Raw genomic sequence first — 18,386 nt, forward strand, 5'->3', positions numbered from 1 at the left:
GCTGGGAGGCGAGCGGGCCATGGCTGAGCTGCTCTCGGTCGAGTCGCCGCCCACGGCGGTGTTCGTCGCGGACGACGAGATGGCGATGGGTGCGCTGCGGGCGTTGCGCCGTGCCAGGCTCCGCGTGCCGGAGGACATGTCTGTTATCGGCTTCGGCGGGCACGACAAGGCAGAGGNGTTCGAGCTGACGACGGTCGTCCAGCCGCTGGCCCGTCAGGGGAAGATCGCCGCCGAGTTGCTGCTCAGTCTCCTCGACGCTGTTCCGGATGCTTCCCAGAACCTGGACGCCTCGGAAGTGGTCGTGCTGCCCGTGAGCATCGAGATCCGTGACACGACGTGCCGCCCCGCGAGCGGAACAACATAACTCATGCTGATTTTCGCATCACTGACACCCGAGGCAGCTATCAAGGGAAACCTTACGACGCCATTACATCGGCGCGGTTGATCGTCCTTGCTACCCGGCCGTAGCCATACGTTCACCTGTCACGGATTCCCACTGTGCCATGGGTGGGCATCCGTGGCCTCGATACCTGCGCGCTCGTCAACGTCCGACGACCCGCCGCAGCACGGCCTCGGCCGGGGGCCGACGTCGCGACGGATGGTCGCGACGGACAAGTGTGGCGGGTTGGGCGCGGTCTGGAGACCGTCAACCGTGCCTAGTACTCCAGTGACAGTGGCCGATGTGTGGTCTCTGTGTGGGGTGGCGGCGTGGCGTCCGAACGGGGGTGGCCACCCTGTGATCCTCCGTAGTTTGTGAGAACCAACAAAGAATCCGCGGTGGCCGCGGCGCGGAGTGTATCCGGGTCGGACGTGGCGGTGTGGGAGGCCGGTTTGGACCGAGGACCGGGATCGGTGCGCCGCGGCGGGGGNGCCCCGACGGCGGGGNTCGCGACGAAACCACTGCTGGCCCTGGACATGATCCGCCGGTTCTGGCTGGCTCATCGGGAGCTGGGCTGGGTCGCCGGTGACGAGGTGTACGGCGCGAACGCCGAGCTGCGGGACTGGTTGGAGGAGCAGATGATTCCGTTCAGTTCCAACGAAATCCGGCACGTCCTCGCCCTGTTCGGACAGGCTGCTATCCCAGCAGCGATGATCACATGGTGGTCGGACTGGCGTCGTCGCCACCAGGCNCGCGCCCGCCTCTACCACTTCCAAACCCGGATCCGAGCCAACCAGTCGGCCGTCGCCCGTGCCGCGACCACGTAAGGATCACTGTCACTGGAGTACGAGATGCCTGGCATGCCGAGGAGTTCCTCGCCCGCCGCCGCGCCGTCACCGACACCGACCTTCCGCTGCTAGATCGAGTCGCCGCGACGCTGATCCTGCTCTACTCCTACGCCTTGTCCGGTGGCCCCTGACAACCCCCGTGTCACAGCGTCGCTCCTGACAACAAGGAGCCCCTCGGCGTGACGCACCGTGACAGCTAACCCAAGAAGCGCTCGACTACAGACCACCCGATCAACGGTCGCTGCCAGTGTGGTCCCCCACGGACAGCCTCAACCCGGCGATGATCTGCGCCAGGTCGTCGAGGGACGCCACCGCGCACCGCGCCATCGGGCTAGCGGAGCGCTGCGAGTGGCTCCGGGGCATCCGGCCACGGAGCCTCTGGGAAAACCTGTTGGCGGATCACGGTGACCACTGCTAGCTTGCCGGAGGCCGTGCGAAAGAACGAGGAGGTGGTACCCGTGAACGCAGTATCGACATGGGTGCTCCCCTCCGGGGTCACGGTCGGGCGATAGGTCGTCCGGGAGCGCCGTTCACAAGCACTCCCGAAAGGCACGACCATGCGATTCACGTCTGAACAGCGCCTCGACGACGGTGTCCTCGAACGCGCATTCACCCTCGGCGAGATCCCCGGCATCCTGTGGACTCCCGCATCCGCATCCGCACCGGCCCCGCTGATCCTGCTCGGTCACCCCGGCGGACTGCACAAGATGTACCCCCGACTGGTGGCCCGGGCCCGGCGCTCCGCGGCGGACGGCTTCGCCGCGGCCACCATCGAGCTCCCCGGAAGCGGTGACCGGCCCCGTTCCGCCACCGCTGAGCAGGCCCGCGTCGACCTGCACCGGGCGCTGAAGGCCGGCGAGCCGGTCGACGAGGAGATCGTGGACCGGCTCGTCCTCCCGCTGGTCGAAAAGGCGGTCCCGGAATGGCAGGCCGCCCTGGACGCCTTCCTTTCGCTGCCCGAGATCGGCGGCCCGGTCGGGTACTCGGGGGGAGTGATCGCCATCGGGATCCGGCTGGCGGTGGTCGAGCCGCGCATCTCGGCCGCCGTTCTGTTCGCCGGGAGTTTCGTGCCCCACACCATGTTCGAGGAGGCCCGCCAGGTCACCATTCCGCTGCACGTCCTGCTGCAGTGGGACGACGAAGGAAACGACCGGCAGCTGGCCCTGGACCTGTTCGACGCCTTCGGCTCCAAGGAGAAGACGCTGCACGCCAATCTGGGCGGGCACACCGGCGTCCCGCAGTTCGCGGGGGACGCTGCGGCCCGGTTCTTCACCCGGCACCTGACGTGAGGCCCGGCCGTCCGGCCGGCAACAGACGATAGGAGCTGTCGGCCAGGATGCCGCTCATCGAGGACAGGTCCCGGCCCTCCTCGATGAGCGGTGGCCAGCAGATGCACGACCGCGCGGATATGCCCAACCTGCGTTGATCCCNAGCTACTCCCGGCGCCGCGGGCCGGACAGCACCTCGGTGGCCTGGTGCACGGCGGCCAGGCCCGGCTTGACGTAGCGCTGCACGCTGCGCAGCGACTTGTGCCCGGCCTTGTCCATGATCAAGTTGGCGGAGATGTTGGCGTCCCCGAGGTGGGTCGCTGAATCCTCGATGTTGAGGTGGAATTGCCAGCCGTGGACAGCGAGCGGCTGACCGACCGTATTTCGATCGGTGTGCTCGCCAGAATCGTTCCCCGGGATCTCGTCGATGAAGCGCTGGTGGAGACGAAACGGCAGGAACGGCGTACCAGGCTGCTGCCAGCCCGGGTCATGGTGTACTTCACGATTCGGGGTGGTCGGGGTGGTCCTCGATGAGTGGGTGGGGCCGGCCCTTCTGCCGTCACTGGACGTGCCGACCATCCTTGCGCGTCAGCTCGCCGAGCGGCTCGCCCCGGGCAACCGCCCGCGGCGCACCGCCGCTGCGTACCCCGGCCCCACCATCGACGCCGAAGGCGAGGACAACCCACTGCCGAACCCGTTCGCACTGGTCCTGGATCCATCGCGCACGGACGGTATTCGCATCCCGACCTTCGTCGGGAAGGCCCACGGCGACCTGCACATCGAGAACATCCTGATCCCGTCCTCACTGCGCAACGTCGACACGACGTATCAGCTGATCGACCTGTCGCGGTACGCGGCCGACGCCGTGCTCACCCGGGATCCCGTCCATCTGGTCCTGCACATCCTTGCCCGGAGACTGTCGGAGCTGTCCGCGGCGCAACGCACCGCCGTCATCGATCTGCTGCTCGACCCGGAGCAGGACGGAGACCTCGTGCCGCGGTGGCTGTTCCTGCTCATCGACCGGGTCCGATCGGCGGCGAAGGACTGGGCACGCCGGGCCGGTCTGGTCGACCTGTGGCGCGACCAGATCCCGCTGTCCCTGCTGGCCGTCGCCCTGACCTGCCTCGGACGGACATCCACCCGGCCGGGGACCGACGCAACCCGGGCGAGCGGCCCTGGACGCGGATGACCCGACCGGGTCCGCGTGCAGACTCGTCACCGTCCTGGTCGAGGCCTGTGCCGTGCCGGCCGCATTCGATCAGGCCTCCTCGGCCCACCTCGACCTGTCCAACCTGGCCGAGGCCGATGCCCGCAAGACGCTCCTGCGGCGGCTGGCTGGGCGCTGAGAGAAGGATTGACGTTTCCGGCCTGCACTGACTCCGGCGACCGACCCAGGGTGGCCGCCGCGGACAACGGAAAGGACAACGGAAAGTTGTGGAGGGTTGAGCACGGTCCGACGGCGTCAAACCATGCTCAACCCTCCACATTTCGCCGGCCCGCCGGAGCGACTGCTCCGGATTCGGGGTNGGGGTCGGCCGGGCCCGCCACGGACATCACCACCAGCAGCTGGTCCAGGGCGACGAGGTCGCCGGGCCGGACGAGTACTTCCTTGACGATCCCGGCGCCCGTCGCCGAGACGGTGTGCTCCATCTTCATGGCCTCGACGACGGCCAGCGACTGCCCGTCCGCCACGGTCATCCCCGGTTCGACCAACACCGCGGTCACCGTGCCCGGCATGGGGCTACGCGCCTGCCCGCCGGGCACCGGCCCGGCCCCGGTGCCCGCCACCGGAATCACCTCGGCCAGGCCCCACGCCCCACCGTCGCGGCCAAGCCAGAGGATCCCGTCGGCGGGCTCCCACGCGTAGGCCCACCGGGTGGTGACCGCACCGATCGTGACGAGCAGCTCGTCGCCGAGCTGACTGACCGATGCGGCGACCGGCGGCCCGTCGGCGATCCGGACCCGGGCCGCGTCGGGGGTGCCGCGCGCCGCGACCCGCAGCGTTGACACCGTCCGCTCCCCGCGTCCCGGCTCCACCCCATCCCCGTGGCCGTTACCATCCCCGTGGATGTTCCCATCCCCGTGGATGTTCCCGGCCCCGCCCTCAACCCCGGCCCCGATCTCGGGTGGCGCGCTGCCACCAGGTTCGGCGCCGTCGGGGCCGCCGGACGGTACTGCCCCACCGGGCAGGGCGACCTCCCAGGTCAGCCACGCGGGCTCACCGGGCCGCCATCCGGAGGGGATGTCCCACGGGTCGACCACCGGACCGGCCGGTTGCAACGTCAGCAGCCTGGCCAGGGCGTATCCGAGGAACGCCTCGCCGGGCAGATCGTCCTGGGTGAGGGCGGCGAGATCACGTTCGACGAGACCGGTGTCGAGCCGCCCGGCGACGACGTCCGGATGGGCGAGCAGCGAGCGCAGGAAGCCGATGTTGGTCGTCACCCCGAGCAGGACCGTGCCGGCGAGCGCGGTGTCGAGGCGGGCGATCGCGGCGGCGCGGTCCGCGCCCCAGGCGATCACCTTGGCCAGCATAGGATCATACGTGGTGCTCACGATGTCCCCGGCCCCGATGCCGGCGTCGACGCGGATGGCCGGCCCGGCCGGTTCCCGGAAAGTCAGCACCCTACCGCCGGTCGGCAGGAATCCCCGCCCGGGGTCCTCGGCGTAGATCCGCGCCTCCACCGCGTGCCCGGTTAGGCGGATGTCGGCCTGACCGAAGCGCAACGGCTCCCCGGCCGCGATCCGGATCTGCTCGGCGACCAGGTCCACCCCCGTCACCAGCTCGGTGACCGGATGCTCGACCTGGAGCCGGGTGTTCATCTCCATGAAGTAAAACTCATCCGGCGCGTCGGCGGACAGGATGAACTCGACCGTGCCCGCTCCGACGTAGCCGACGGCGCTGGCGACGGCGACCGCCGCCCCCCCGAGCCGCTCCCTGGTCCGCGCGTCGAGCGCCGGCGCCGGCGCCTCTTCAACAATCTTCTGGTAGCGCCGTTGCAGGCTGCACTCCCGCTCACCCAGGTGGAGCACGCTGCCGTGCTCGTCGGCGAGGATCTGGACCTCGACGTGGCGGGGACGGGNGATGAACCGCTCCACGTACAGGGNGTCGTCCCCGAAGCCGGCGGCGGCCTCCCGGCGGGCCGACGCGATCGCCTCCGGCAGTCGGGCGGGCTCGCGGACGATGCGCATCCCCTTGCCACCACCCCCTGCCGAGGGTTTGAGCAGCACCGGATAGCCGATCTGACCGGCGGCCTCGGCGATCGCGGCATCGCTCATGCCCGGCGCCGACCGGCCCGGCACGACCGGCACCCCCACCTCCGCCACCGTCCGCCGCGCGGTGATCTTGTCGCCCATCACCTGCACCGCGGCAAGCGACGGTCCGATGAAGAGCACTCCGGCCGTCTCACAGGCCTGTACGAAGGCCGCGTTCTCGGCGAGGAAGCCATAACCGGGATGGACGGCCTCCGCCCCGGATACCCTCGCCGCCTCCAGCACGGCCTCGATGCTGAGGTAGCTCTCCTTCGCGGGCGCCGGGCCCAGCCGCACCGCGACATCCGCCTCCCGGACGTGCCGCGCCCCAGCGTCGGCGTCTGAGTAGACGGCGACGGACCGGATACCGAGATCGCGCAGTGTGCGGATCACCCGGACGGCGATTTCACCCCGGTTCGCGACGAGCACCGACGAGAACGTCAGACCCGACGTTCCCGGTGCCCTCGGCGGCACGACGCCCGCCGGCCGGGCCGGCGTGGAATGGCCATCCGGACCGTGGCCGGCACCGCCGCCGTGACCGGCGGAACCGGCGGAACCCGCGATGCCGGGATCGCCGCCTGCGTGATTCGTGGCGGACAGATCAGCCGTGGACACCCTTGATCCTCACGATTGGTTTCCTCACATCGGATGTTTCCGCACGCCAGGATGTCCCCCTCACATCCGGAAGACGCCGTAGCCCACCGGTTCCAGCGGAGCGTTCGCCGCCACCGACAGGCCCAGGCCCAGCACCATACGGGTGTCGGCCGGATCGATGACACCGTCGTCCCACAGCCGAGCGGTCGAATAGTACGGGCTGCCCTGCTCCGCGTACCGATTCAGGATCGGCGCCCGGAAGGCGACCTCGTCGGCCTCGCTCCAGGCGACCCCCGCGGCTTCCATCTGGTCCCGGCGCACGGTCGCCAGCACCGCCGCCGCCTGCTCCCCGCCCATCACCGAGACGCAGGCATTCGGCCACATCCACAGAAAGTGGGGCGAGAATGCCCGGCCGCACATCGAGTAGTTACCCGCGCCGAACGAACCGCCGATCACCACGGTGAACTTCGGCACCCGGGCACAGGCAACCGCGTTAACCATCTTCGCGCCATGCTTCGCGATGCCGCCGGCCTCGTACTCCCGACCCACCATGAAACCGGTGATGTTCTGCAGGAACACCAACGGGATACCGCGCTGATCGCAGAGCTCGATGAAATGGGTGCCCTTCAGCGCCGACTCGCCGAAGAGCACCCCGTTGTTCGCGACGATCCCCACGGGATGGCCATGGAGGCGGGCGGTCCCAGTGACCAGCGTCGTTCCGTACTCCTTCTTGAACTCCGCGAAACGGCTGCCGTCAACGATGCGCGCGATCACCTCTCGCACGTCATAGGGGGTACGCCCGTCCGTCGGTACCGCGGCGTACAGCCCGGCCGGGTCGACCGTCGGTGCCTCGGTCGGCTCCAGTTCCCACGGCCGCGGCCCGCGCGGCGCGAGGCCCGCGACGATGGAGCGCACAATCCGCAGCGCATGGGCGTCGTCCTCGGCCAGGTGGTCGGTCACCCCGGAGGTGCGGGAGTGCAGCAGCCCGCCGCCGAGATCCTCGGCCGACACCACCTCGCCGGTCGCGGCCTTCACGAGCGGCGGACCACCGAGGAAGATCGTCCCCTGATTCCTGACTATCACCGCCTCGTCGGCCATCGCGGGAACGTACGCGCCGCCCGCCGTGCACGAACCGAGCACCGCCGCGATCTGGGAGATTCCCAGCGAGGACATCCGGGCCTGGTTGAAGAAGATCCGCCCGAAATGCTCCCGATCCGGGAAGACCTGGTCCTGCAGCGGAAGAAACGCTCCCCCAGAGTCGACCAGATAGACACAGGGCAGCCGATTCTGTAGCGCCACCTCCTGGGCGCGCAGATGCTTCTTCACGGTCAACGGATAGTAGGTGCCACCCTTGACCGTGGCATCGTTGGCGACTACCATGCATTCCCGACCCGAGATCCGGCNAATGCCGGTGATGATGCCCGCCCCCGGAACCGGANCCTCGTAAAAGCCGTTCGCGGCGAGCGGGGAGAGCTCCAGAAAAGGACTCCCCCGGTCGAGCAGCGTGTCGACCCGGTCGCGGGGCAGGAGTTTGCCGCGAGCCACGTGGCGGGACCGCGCCTGCTCCGACCCGCCGACCGCCGCCACCGCCAACCGCTCCTGGAGATCGGTCACAGCGTGCCAATGCCTCTCGGCATTGCGCCGTCCCTGTTCACCCGCGGCATCGACCCGACTGGTCAGGACCGGCATGGCCGAGGACCGCCGGACCTCGTCGGACCGCCGACCCGCGATGGTTCCGGCGCGTGCTGCGCTCACAGTCACCCCCACGAGTGGACGTCGGGCCCCGAAACAACGCCCCCAAGTTAACGACCGCTAACCTCGTCGTCAAGGCAGACGGCGGCGGGGACCGTCGGGCAGACGGCCGATCCCCGTTGCCGTTGCCGGACCTTCACCCCTTCACCGACATTCACCCCTTCACCGACATTCACCCACGACCGAGACCAAGACCAGGATCCGGCGATCCGAAATACACCGGTTGCTCCCCGGTGGCTAACTTTAGCGATGCCTGACCGGTGGCGTCCGACCGGGACGGTCCGGCCACCCGACGGCACCGCGCAGGGCGCGGCGCCGTCGGGCCGGCGGGACTACCCGGCCCGCTCCCGGCCAGGCGGGCCCGAATCGGGAGTACGGCGCGCAGCCGTCACAGGTACATGCCGTGGCGGGCGTCCGTGGTGGTGGGCCGCGGCAGGCCCCGGCCGTCCCGCAGGGCGAACAGCTCCGCCAGCGTCATGCTCGACCGGACTCCCTCCGCGGAGCCCAGCCAGGACACCGCCTCGGTGTGTGGCAGGGCTCCCACCTCGATCTGGGCAAGACAGCGGCCGGGACGGACAACCGCGGGATGCATGCGCAGCAGATCCTCGTTCGTGGTCAGGGCGACCAACACCTCGCGGCCCTGCCCGACCAGACCATCGGTGAGGTTCAGCAGTCGAGAGAGCTGCTGGCCAGCCGCACCCCGGCCGTCCCCACGGATCAGGTCGTCGCAGTCCTCGATCACCAGCAGCCGCCACCGGTGGGCGGGTGGCTCGCCCATGCGGTCGGTCGCCGCGGCCTGGGCACCATGACTGTCCGCATCCCCGGACCCGGCATCGCCGCTGTCCGCATCCCCGGCCCACGCGATCCCGCCGTCGGTACCCCCGCCGTCGGTACCCCCGCCGTCGGTNCCCCCGCCGTCGGTACCCCCGCCGTCGGCGCCGCGGGCGTCGGCGCTCTCCCCCTCCGGGTCCCCGTCGTCGTCGAAGCCGATCGCGACCTCCATCAGGTAGGCGGGATCGGCGAACAGCGCCTCGGGATCCAGGACGCAGTCGACCTGGCACCAGGATCGCCATTCGTTCGCCAGGGCCCGCAGCACGGTCGTCTTCCCGGTTCCCGCCGGACCATGCAGGAGGATCAGGCGGCCGACCACGTTGTCCCGGCGAACCGCCATGAGCCGGTCGAGCGGGCCCACGGCGGCCGACGCGTAGTTGGCGCGGATCGAAGCCCACGTCGTGGTGGCCGTCCGGCGGCTGGTCCGGATCGGACCACGTTGACTGGACAGATACCAGAAACCCATGTTGACGGCGTTGTCCGCACCGCTCTCGGCGACGGACGAGCGGAGCACGTCCTCGATCACCACCCGGGCGAGCTGTTCGCTCACCGCGGTGACGGTCACCTCACCACCCCCGCCGCGCCAGCGCACGGCTCGCACTGTCCAGCCCTCGCCGACCGCGAGACGTGAATCGCGGGACTCCTCGACAACCGCGCGCAGGACCCTTGCCCCTGACGGCAGCAGCGTGGCTCCCGGCCGGAGCCGGTCGACCCNGGCACTGNGGGCCCAGGGCTGCTCACCGGTTGTGAAAGGAGCCAGGGCGAGNGCGTCGACGACGTCGTAGGGCGTGTCCGAGTCGTCCAGGCCGACAACGAAAGGGAGCTTCATCCCTCCGCTCAGTGACTCGGAGACCATCCAGGACTTAGGCAGCGACGCCTTCTGATGTGGAACTGACNCCTGTCCGATGGTCCCGGACAACTCAGCGCCCGGCCATCCCGTTGCGCGATTTACTCGGGCACATCGCGGGGGCCGTACACCGCCCGCGACCTGTCGCGTGCCTCCATCAGGGCCGATCCGAGGACGTTGCGGCCCGGCCAACCTCCCGGGGAATCTCCCGGCCCCACCAGCGGCGCGCCTACCTTAAGTAATCCATCAGCCACTCCAAGCTTCTTCCTGGGAGGTGGTCAGGATGCTAGGAGGGCTACTCATCCACCGTCGGCGCCGAAAGTCGGCGCAGCCGGAGCCGGACGACCATGCCGGCACCGGGGCCGGTACCGGGGCCGGTAAGGGCGACGGTGACGCGAGGAAGCCCGGTGAAACGGGAACCGGTGCCACGGGAACCAGCGCCACGACGAGCGGGGGCGCCCGGCTGGGCCGGGGTCCGTTCGACGCGGTGGACGCGCCCGATGACGGCCGGGCGCGAGCGGATTTCGGAGCTCTCGTGGTGCCGCGGGTGAACGGCACCCGGATCCGGGTCTCGGCCTCCGGGCCGATGCCCACCCTGGCCGCGATGGACGGGACATCCGTCCTGGAGCTGTCCGTCCTCGCCGCCCCGCGCAGCGGCGGCCTGTGGGCGTCGATCCACGAGGACCTGGTGCTCTCGGCACCGGAGGACACGGAATGGAACGACGAGGACGGGCCCTACGGCCCCGAGCTGCGCATGCCGCTCGACACGGCCGTCGGCCGCCTGCCCGCCCGCATCTTCGGCATCGAGGGGCCGCGGTGGATCCTCTGTGCGGTCATCACCGGTGCGGCCGCGGTCGACGTGACGGCGGCGCCGCTGCTGGAGGAGGTACTGGACGGGCTCGTCGTCGTCCGGGGGGACGCGGCGATGCCGGTGCGCGAGCCCATCCCCTTCGAACGTCCCGACAGATTCGACCGTCCCGACCGTCCCGACCGAACAACCGACACCGCCGCGGCCATTCCGGAGCAACCCCCGGAACGCAGGATCATGACGCTGGCGCTGCGGGGCGCCAACCGCGAGGCCCCCCCACCCGCGGCGTCGTGACCCGGCCCGTCCACCACCGGCCCGGCTCAGGCCCGTGGGGAGTCGGTGTACTCCACGAGGTCGACGAAGATCTGGGCTGCGGCCTGGTAGAGATCGGTCCGGAGATGTTCATGGGCAGCACGCGGAGCTATCCGGTCGACGGTCTTCAGCCCAACGCCGGAAGCAGACGTGCAACGGCGGCCGTTCAGAAATCGTCTGTAAACGGATTTATCAAGCCTGTTCACCATGCGGGAAGGATGGCGCGGTTCGGGTCGCCCGGGCCGGTCACCATCGGACCGGGGCTCCCCCGGAGAGCACCCGGCACGACGGGCGGAGGTGCGGAGTGTCGGCCACGCTAGCGCTGGGTCTGCTGCTGCAGGGGCTCGCCTTGGTCGTGGTGGTTCGCGGTCGGGGCCGGCACGCCGTGTCCAGTCTCGGGCTGATGTTCGTCGGTGCCGCCATCGTCTACCACGGGGTGACGGAGGTCCTGCAGGTCCTGGTGCCGTCCTACAGTGACAACCGGCTGTTGACCACGGAGTCCGACGTCGCGGCCTACACCGTTCTGGTCGGGTTCTCCCTGCTCGCGTTCGCTTTCGGTTATCGCTTCGCGACCCCGCGCACGCCGCCGTCCACCGGTTTCCGCCGGGAGGAAGTCTTGGACTTCTTCGACTGGCGGGNCCTGACTCCNCTGGCCCTGGCTGCGGTGGCCGTGACAGCGGTCGGCAGGAACACCTCGCCCGGCCACGCGGACCCCTCGACGGTCACCGGCAGTCCCTACCTCGTCAGCGGCTTCGCGACGCAGTTCCTGGTCGTCGGCCTCGCCCTGGGAAGCTTCGCCGTGCTCGTGCGGACGAAGGGCCGCGGATTCCTCCCGGTGCTCGGCGTCCAGTGTACGTTGCACACACTGGCGGGGCAGCGGCTGCCGGTGGCGATAGCCGCGGGCGCGGNGATCTACCTACTGTCCATCGTCGGGATTCCCATACGCCGACGGCAGCTCGTCTCGGTCGTCGCGCTCGTGGTTCTGGCCTACGTCGTCATCTACGGGGCACGCGCGGACGCGGGCCGGCAGGTGTTCGGGTACAGCGTGGGTCCCGGGCAGCGCCTGCAGGCCCTGGCCTCCGGTCTGACCCATCTGGAAGGCGGGATAAACCCGGGCGAGGTGGGAGACCTCGGGGTCCGCCTGGACGGGAACTCCTACCCGTCGATAATCCTGCGACGGCTCCGCGACGGTTCTCCGCCCATCGGTCCGGTAACCCTGTGGAACGACGTCAACATCGCCGTCCCGCGTTTTCTCAATCCCGACAAACTGAATTCCGACCTGGAGTCGCGTTCCCTCAAGACGCGCCTGTCCGACACCTACGGGATCACCAACGCGTTCGACCGCCTGCCCACCCAGCTCGGTGAGCTGCTGCCCATCGGCGGTCCGCCGTGGATGGTGACCCTCGCGGCTCTGGCAGGATTCGTCCTCGTCCGACTGGAGTACGCGCTGCGCGAATGTCGCCATCCAGCGGCTCTCCTGGGCCTGCTGGCGCTGGTGGCCGCGATCCTGCAGTACGAAGGCGGGATCGCGCTCTACACAATCAACGGCCGCGGTGTCCTGGCCATCGCGGCCGGACTGTTCGTGTGGCGGAAACGACGGATCTTCCGGCCCGCGACGGTTCGGGGGCTGACCNCCCTACCGCCGCTGTACACCGGCACCCCGGCCACCGTCGCGCGGGCCGGCTCCGACGAGGACGGCACACCGACCAACCCGTCGCAGCCCGGCCCGTCGCCGGGTGACCCGGTGCGGACCGAGCCGGCGTCCGCTGGCAGGGACGAGGCCGCGGCGCAGGTCACGGCCTGCGGCCACGGCCCACGCCGCAACCGGTGAGGGGGTGGCGGCGCGGCGGCCGCGGTCTCTCTGACGTTCCGGAGGGCGGTGTCCGGCTTCCCGTCAGTGCGCGAGCAGCCGGATCGCGACGCCCAGCGACGCCCGTGCCGGAGCGTCCCCGAGGGGGCTCGCCGCCGCCGGCGTCCTGCTAGCGTGCCCGGTTGTGCCCAGCAGCATGCGCCGAGCGTCCGCCGCCCCCGCCGCCGAGCTGCCCGGAGACGTCCAGCTGCCCGGAGACAACCGGCGGGGGCCGGCGTGACCGTGCACTTCATCGGGGCCGGACCGGGCGCCGCCGACCTCATCACCGTCCGCGGCCGGAATCTGATCGCATCCTGCCCGGTCTGCCTGTACGCCGGCAGTCTCGTCCCGGTCGAGCTGCTGGCACACTGCCCGCCCGGGGCCCGTCTCGTCGACACCGCCCGGATGCCGTTGGACGACATCGTCGCGGAGCTGGTCGCGGCCGACGCCGCCGGTCACGACGTCGCCCGCCTGCACTCCGGCGACCCGTCGCTCTACAGCGCCGTCGCCGAGCAGATGCGCCGGCTCGACGCGGCCGGGATCGCCTACGACGTGACGCCGGGTGTCCCCGCCTTCGCCGCGGCGGCGGCGTCGCTGCGCCGGGAGCTGACGGTTCCCGGCGTCGCCCAGAGCGTGGTGCTGACCCGCACGGCCGTGCTGTCCAGTCCCATGCCGCCCGGCGAGGACCTCGCCACCCTCGGCCGGTCGGGGGCGACCCTCGTGCTGCACCTGGCCGTGCACCGTATCGAGACGCTCGTCGCCGAGCTCGTGCCGAACTACGGTACGGACTGCCCGGCAGCCGTCGTCGCCTGGGCCAGCCGGGCCGACGAGATCGTGTTGCGCGGCACGCTCGCCGACATCGCCGGTCGGGCGCGGGCCGCGGGGCTCACCAGGACGGCCGTGATCATCGTGGGTCGCGCCCTGGCCGCGGAGGGTTTCCGGGACAGCTACCTGTACTCCCGGGAACGCTTCGGACCGGACGGATGCGTGTCGTCCGTTCCCCCGGCCTCCCCGGTTTCCCAGGCCTCCCCGGCAAACGCCGCGCCGTGTGGCCCGGATCCCGCCCCTCGGGCTCGGTGACCGGGCGCCCCCGGGGCTCGGTGACCGGGGCACGCCGCCTGCTGCTGCTCGGCGGAACCGGGGAGGCGCGCCGCCTGGCGACCAGGCTCGGCTCCCCGGATCCCGCCGGCACGGAACGCATCGAGATCGTCTACTCGTTGGCCGGTCGAGTCCGCGAGCCTGCGCTGCCACCGTCTTGCCAAATCCGGATCGGCGGCTTCGGCGGGGCGGCGGGCCTGGCCGACTACCTGCGGGCCGAACGGATCGATGCGGTGGTCGACGCGACCCACCCGTTCGCCGCGACGATGACCACGCACGCCGCACAGGCCGCGCGCGCCACCGGCGTTCCGCTGCTCGTCCTGCGCCGGTCGAGCTGGCGCGAGCAGCCCGGCGACGACTGGCGCCGGGTCCCGTCGCTGGCCGGCGCGGTCGCCCTGCTCGACCGGTTCGTCCTACCCGGACCGCGCCCGCATTCCGATCCAGCCCCACGGGTGTTCCTGACCACCGGGCGAACCGACCTCGCCCTGTTCGCCGGCCTGCACCGGCCCTGGTTCCTGGCCCGGTCGGTCGAGCCGCCGACCGGCCCGGTACCGCCACGACTGACCGTCATCCTCGATCGTGGGCCGTTCGACGTCGCCGGGGAGACCGCCCTGCTGCGCCGGCACCGCGTCGACGTCCTCGTGACCAAGAACAGTGGCGGAACGATGACCGCGGCGAAGCTCGCCGCCGCCCGGGACCTCGGTCTGCCGGTCGTCATGGTCGNCCGCCCGCCGCTGCCACCCGGGGTGGCCGCGGTCGACGATGTCGACGCCGCCGTGGCCTGGGTCGCACCACCATGGCCCAGGTGACCGGGGCCCAGGTGACCGGGGCCCAGGTGACCGGAGGCTAGGTGACCGGAGGCTAGGTGACCGGGTAACGACGTGGGGTGAACACGAGGTCCCGGCCGGGGCCACGGCGCACCACCCGGGTCGTCGACGAGCCGATGAGCAGCAGGCAGCGCATGTCGACCTCGGCCGGGTCGAACGCACCGAGGCTCGTCACGGTGATGCTCTCGGTGGGACCGCCGACATCCCGGCCGATAACCACCACCGTGTCCGAGGGGCGGTGTTCGAGCAGCACCTCGTGGGCCCGCTCCAGCTGATGGCGACGGGTACGGGAAGCCGGGTTGTACAGCGCCAGGACGAAGTCGCCCGCGGCCGCCGCCCGCAGCCGCCGCTCGATGACCTCCCACGGCTTGAGTCGGTCGGACAGCGACAGCACGCAGAAGTCGTGGCCGAGTGGCGCCCCGACCCGGCTCGCCACCGCCTGCGCGGCGGTCAGCCCGGGCACGACCCGCACCTCGACGCCCGCGAACCGCTCCGCCGCCGCGGCCTCGACGACGGCCGTGGCCATCGCGAAGACCCCGGGATCACCGGAGGAGACCACGGCGACGTTCGCGCCGCCGGCCGCCAGTTCGAGGGCGAGCTCGGCGCGCTCGGCCTCGACGGTGTTCCCCGAGGCGTGCCGGCGCTGGCGTGGATCGACCGGCACCCGGTCGAGGTAGGGGCCGTAGCCGATGAGGTCGTCGGCGGCGGCCAGCGCCTCGGCGGCCTGCGGCGTCAACCAGCCCGCGGCGCCCGGTCCGAGGCCCACCACGACGACCTCCCCCGCGCCGGGCGTGCCGCCGGTACCAACGGCGCCAGCCTTACCAACGGTGGGCGCCGTTGGTACCCAGCCCGCCTGCGACGCGCGCAGCGGCGCCGGATCGTCCGGCCCCCGGACCGGGCTCGGCAGTACCGCGAGCGAGAAGTACGGCACCGTGGCCGGGTCTACCGCACCGAGCGGGGCGATGCGCTGGCCGGAGGTGGTGGCCCGTTCCACGTACCAGGTGTCCGCGAGACGTCCCGCGGCGGTGAAGGCGTCCCGGACCCCCGGGAAGGTCCGTCCCATCTTGAGCACGACGGCGGTGTCCGTGCCGGCGATACGCTCGGCGAGGACCGTCGGCGGCAGCGTGCCCGGCAGCACGGTGAGGACTTCGTTGCCCTCGACCAGCGGCCGGCCGAGCACCGCGCNCCCCGCCGACAGGGACGTCACCCCCGGCACGACCTCGGTCGGGTACCGGTCGGCGAGGCGCCGGTGCAGGTGGATGAACGAGCCGTAGAAGAACGGGTCACCCTCGCTGAGGACCACGACGTCCCGGCCGGCGTCGAGGTGGACGGCCAGCCGCTTGGCGCAGTCCTCGTAGAACTCGTCGATCGCGCCGCGGTAGCCACCGGGGTGGGAGGTCGTCTCGGTGGTGACCGGGTAGACCAGCGCCTCCTCGATCTGGTCGCCGCGCAGCTGGCTCGCGGCGACCGACCGGGCGATGCTGCGGCCGTGCCGGGCGCTGTGGTAGGCGATCACGTCGGCGTCACGGATCAGGCGGGCCGCCTTGAGGGTGACGAGCTCGGGATCCCCCGGTCCAACCCCGACTCCCCACAGCCGGCCCTTCGACGGCACCATTAATCCTCCTCGCTCGCGATCGCGTTGACCGCGGCGACCGCCATCGCGCTGCCGCCCCGCCGACCGTGCACGACGAGATACTCCAACCGGGCCGGATCATCCACGAGGGCCTGCTTGGACTCCGCGGCGCCGATGAACCCCACGGGCACGCCGAGCACCGCCGCCGGTCGCCCGGCTCCGGCCGCGACGAGTTCCAGCAGGCGGAACAGCGCTGTCGGAGCGTTCCCGACCGCCACCACGGAGCCGGCGAGTCGATCCGCCCACAGATCCACCGCCGCGGCGCTGCGGGTGGTGCCCAGCCGCTCGGCGAGCCGCGGCACCCGGGGATCACCGAGCAGGCAGAGAATCTCGTTCGCGGCGGGCAGCCGACGGCGGGTCACACCGGCCGCCACCATCTGCGCGTCACAGAGCACCGGGGCGCCGGCCAGCAACGCCGCGCGCGCCGCCGCGACCACGCCGGGGGTGAAAGCGAGATCGTCGACGAGATCCACCATTCCACAGGAGTGGATCATGCGGACCGCGACCCGGGCGACGTCACCGGGCAGTCGATCGAGACGCGCCTCGGCCCGGATCGTCGCGAACGACCGACGGTAGATCTCCGCGCCGTCGCGAACGTAGGCGTAACGTTGCACACCGCTCATGTCTGATGCGCCGTTCATGCCAGCCTCCTCGCCGACCTGACGGCCGCGGCCAGGTCCCGGTGACCGTCGACGGGGCTCGACGACACGACCGTCGCCTCACCGCCATCCGCTCCGACGGATGCGACGGCGGCGGCTCCGAGACCCGTCCGACGGATCCGGTAGCCGGACCCGGTCGCCACAACCTCCACCACCCGTCCTCCCGGTTGCCCGCAGCGCCGCTCGCAACCCGACCAGTGCACCGGCGCGAGGGCCGGGCCAACCGGGACGGGTGGGAGGGCTCGCGGCCTCCCGGCCGGGTGCGTCGGCGCCGACGGGTCGTCAGCTCGGATCCGCACGGACACCGCCGCGTCGCGGCGGACATCCGCCAACGCCCGGGCGCATCCCGGCCGACCGGCACAGCTCGTCACGCCGACCCAGGATGATGCCGGATCGACGACCAGGCCCGCGTCCGCCGCCGCCCTCGACCACCGGGTAGCCTCGGCCGGGTCGAGATCGCGGAGCACGACGGACCGCCACGGCGTCACAACCAGGACGCCGTCTTCGGCATCGCCCGCTCCGCCAGCACCGTCACCACCACCGGCCGCCGCGGCGGCGGTGAGCAGGTCGAGCTGGTCGGCGCTCAGCCGCCCCAGGGGGACGAGCACGGTCAACGCCCGGCGGCCATCACGCTGCGGATGCGGACCGGGCCACGCGCCGGCCCGAACGGTGGCGCTCCCAGCAGCCTGAGCGATTCCAGCGGCCTGGACGATCCCAACGACCCCGGCCTCGGTCGCGGCAGCCGCGAGCAGGCCGTCCTGTCCGCCCGGTCCGCCCGGCAACTCGGCGATCCGCCAGGCCATCGCGGCGGTGCCCGCCGCGGCGCGGGCCTCGATGAAGGCCCGCGTCGCGGCGAGGAGCGCGGGTACGGCGACGTGGACGGGCAACCGCAGCGCGCGGGTCGCGCCCGCGACGGCCAGCAGCATCTCCCCGGAAGGCAGGGCACGCAGCGCGAGGTCCGCGGGCAGCCCGGCCAGGTCCCCGCTGCCGTCGTCGACGGCGAACAGCAGCCGGCCGGGCAGCGCGGCGAGAGCCGGATCCGCGCACAGCCGGCGGTCCAGCTCGGCGACGACCGGCGCGATGTCCCGGCAGCCGGCCTCGCCGCGTCCGGACAGCGGCGAGCCCACGATGTTGCGGACCCGCTCGTGCGTCGTCGAGGGCAGCAGGCCAACCGCGCTCACCCGGGCGGCGAGCTCCTCGGCCGTGCCGTCGGCCAGGCCGCGTAGCTGCACGTTCGCCCGGGAGGTGAGCTCAAGGTGGCCGTCGGCGAACTCCCGCGCGCAGCCGGCGAGGGTCTTCGCCGCGGCGGCGGTCAGCCGGCCCCCGGGCAGCCGCAGCCGCGCGAGCGCGCCGTCCGCGGCCGGATGCGTCGTCAGCACACCGGGGCAGGCGTCGCGGACACGCTCCCGCGGACTGGTGGGCACCGGCGGAG

At 71.5% G+C, this 18,386-nt stretch carries 13 protein-coding genes and 2 pseudogenes; 9 read left to right on the top strand and 6 right to left on the bottom strand.

Features of this window, described 5'->3' with window-relative positions; genetic code table 11:
* From ALLO2_RS06425 to ALLO2_RS06445, 5 genes and pseudogenes are all read left to right on the top strand, one after another.
* The coding region (locus tag ALLO2_RS06425) for a substrate-binding domain-containing protein (protein WP_035730496.1) at positions 1-364 on the top strand (364 nt) is incomplete at its 5' end.
* A gap of 468 nt (positions 365-832) precedes the next feature.
* Positions 833-1,206, top strand: a pseudogene (locus ALLO2_RS06430) (transposase); the annotation flags it as partial.
* A gap of 578 nt (positions 1,207-1,784) precedes the next feature.
* Positions 1,785-2,516: a dienelactone hydrolase family protein gene (locus tag ALLO2_RS06435; RefSeq protein ID WP_011435969.1), complete on the top strand. Its 732-nt coding sequence runs from the start codon at positions 1,785-1,787 to the stop codon at positions 2,514-2,516.
* 303 nt (positions 2,517-2,819) lie between these two features.
* Positions 2,820-3,002: pseudogene (locus ALLO2_RS06440) on the top strand (transposase domain-containing protein); the annotation flags it as partial.
* A 13-nt stretch (positions 3,003-3,015) separates the two neighbouring features.
* Positions 3,016-3,684, top strand: coding sequence for a hypothetical protein (locus ALLO2_RS06445; protein ID WP_023840475.1), 669 nt, complete (start codon positions 3,016-3,018; stop codon positions 3,682-3,684).
* 284 nt (positions 3,685-3,968) lie between these two features.
* Here ALLO2_RS06445 and ALLO2_RS06450 read toward each other — a convergent pair whose 3' ends face one another.
* The 3 genes from ALLO2_RS06450 to ALLO2_RS06460 all read right to left on the bottom strand — a co-directional run bounded on the left by ALLO2_RS06450 (position 3,969) and on the right by ALLO2_RS06460 (position 9,777).
* Positions 3,969-6,173 (bottom strand): biotin carboxylase N-terminal domain-containing protein, encoded by a 2,205-nt coding sequence (locus ALLO2_RS06450; RefSeq protein ID WP_035730624.1) that lies wholly within the window; start codon positions 6,171-6,173, stop codon positions 3,969-3,971.
* A 246-nt stretch (positions 6,174-6,419) separates the two neighbouring features.
* Positions 6,420-8,027: a carboxyl transferase domain-containing protein gene (locus ALLO2_RS06455; RefSeq protein WP_035730626.1), complete on the bottom strand. Its 1,608-nt coding sequence runs from the start codon at positions 8,025-8,027 to the stop codon at positions 6,420-6,422.
* A 451-nt stretch (positions 8,028-8,478) separates the two neighbouring features.
* The gene (locus ALLO2_RS06460) at positions 8,479-9,777 is read right to left on the bottom strand and encodes a DUF5925 domain-containing protein (protein WP_035730501.1); all 1,299 of its coding nucleotides are present in this window, start codon (positions 9,775-9,777) and stop codon (positions 8,479-8,481) included.
* A gap of 274 nt (positions 9,778-10,051) precedes the next feature.
* On the opposite strand from ALLO2_RS06460, the gene ALLO2_RS23135 reads away from it, so the two are divergent.
* The 4 genes from ALLO2_RS23135 to ALLO2_RS06485 all read left to right on the top strand — a co-directional run bounded on the left by ALLO2_RS23135 (position 10,052) and on the right by ALLO2_RS06485 (position 14,644).
* Positions 10,052-10,870, top strand: a complete 819-nt coding sequence (locus tag ALLO2_RS23135; RefSeq protein ID WP_023840480.1) for a DUF3710 domain-containing protein — start codon at positions 10,052-10,054, stop codon at positions 10,868-10,870.
* A gap of 322 nt (positions 10,871-11,192) precedes the next feature.
* Positions 11,193-12,719, top strand: a complete 1,527-nt coding sequence (locus ALLO2_RS06475; RefSeq protein ID WP_035730506.1) for a hypothetical protein — start codon at positions 11,193-11,195, stop codon at positions 12,717-12,719.
* A 255-nt stretch (positions 12,720-12,974) separates the two neighbouring features.
* A complete protein-coding gene (gene cobM, locus ALLO2_RS06480) occupies positions 12,975-13,817 on the top strand; it encodes a precorrin-4 C(11)-methyltransferase (RefSeq protein WP_011435962.1) in 843 nt (280 codons plus the stop codon).
* Entirely contained in the window at positions 13,814-14,644 is an 831-nt protein-coding gene (locus ALLO2_RS06485; RefSeq protein WP_232234928.1) for a cobalt-precorrin-6A reductase, read from the top strand. Before cobM ends, ALLO2_RS06485 begins: the two co-directional genes overlap by 4 nt.
* Before the next feature lie 52 nt (positions 14,645-14,696).
* On the opposite strand, the gene ALLO2_RS06490 is transcribed toward ALLO2_RS06485, so the two are convergent.
* From ALLO2_RS06490 to ALLO2_RS06500, 3 genes are read right to left on the bottom strand one after another with little or no spacing between them, the layout of a single operon-like run.
* Positions 14,697-16,277, bottom strand: coding sequence for a precorrin-2 C(20)-methyltransferase (locus ALLO2_RS06490; protein ID WP_035730509.1), 1,581 nt, complete (start codon positions 16,275-16,277; stop codon positions 14,697-14,699).
* Positions 16,277-16,936: a precorrin-8X methylmutase gene (locus tag ALLO2_RS06495; protein ID WP_023840483.1), complete on the bottom strand. Its 660-nt coding sequence runs from the start codon at positions 16,934-16,936 to the stop codon at positions 16,277-16,279. Before ALLO2_RS06495 ends, ALLO2_RS06490 begins: the two co-directional genes overlap by 1 nt.
* On the bottom strand, positions 16,933-18,378 hold the full coding sequence (locus ALLO2_RS06500; protein ID WP_023840484.1) for a sulfite reductase subunit beta: 1,446 nt from the start codon (positions 18,376-18,378) through the stop codon (positions 16,933-16,935). Before ALLO2_RS06500 ends, ALLO2_RS06495 begins: the two co-directional genes overlap by 4 nt.
* Positions 18,379-18,386 lie beyond the last annotated feature (8 nt).

It is taken from the genome of Frankia sp. Allo2, assembly GCF_000733325.1.
In the GTDB taxonomy this organism is placed as follows: Bacteria; Actinomycetota; Actinomycetes; order Frankiales; family Frankiaceae; genus Frankia; species Frankia casuarinae.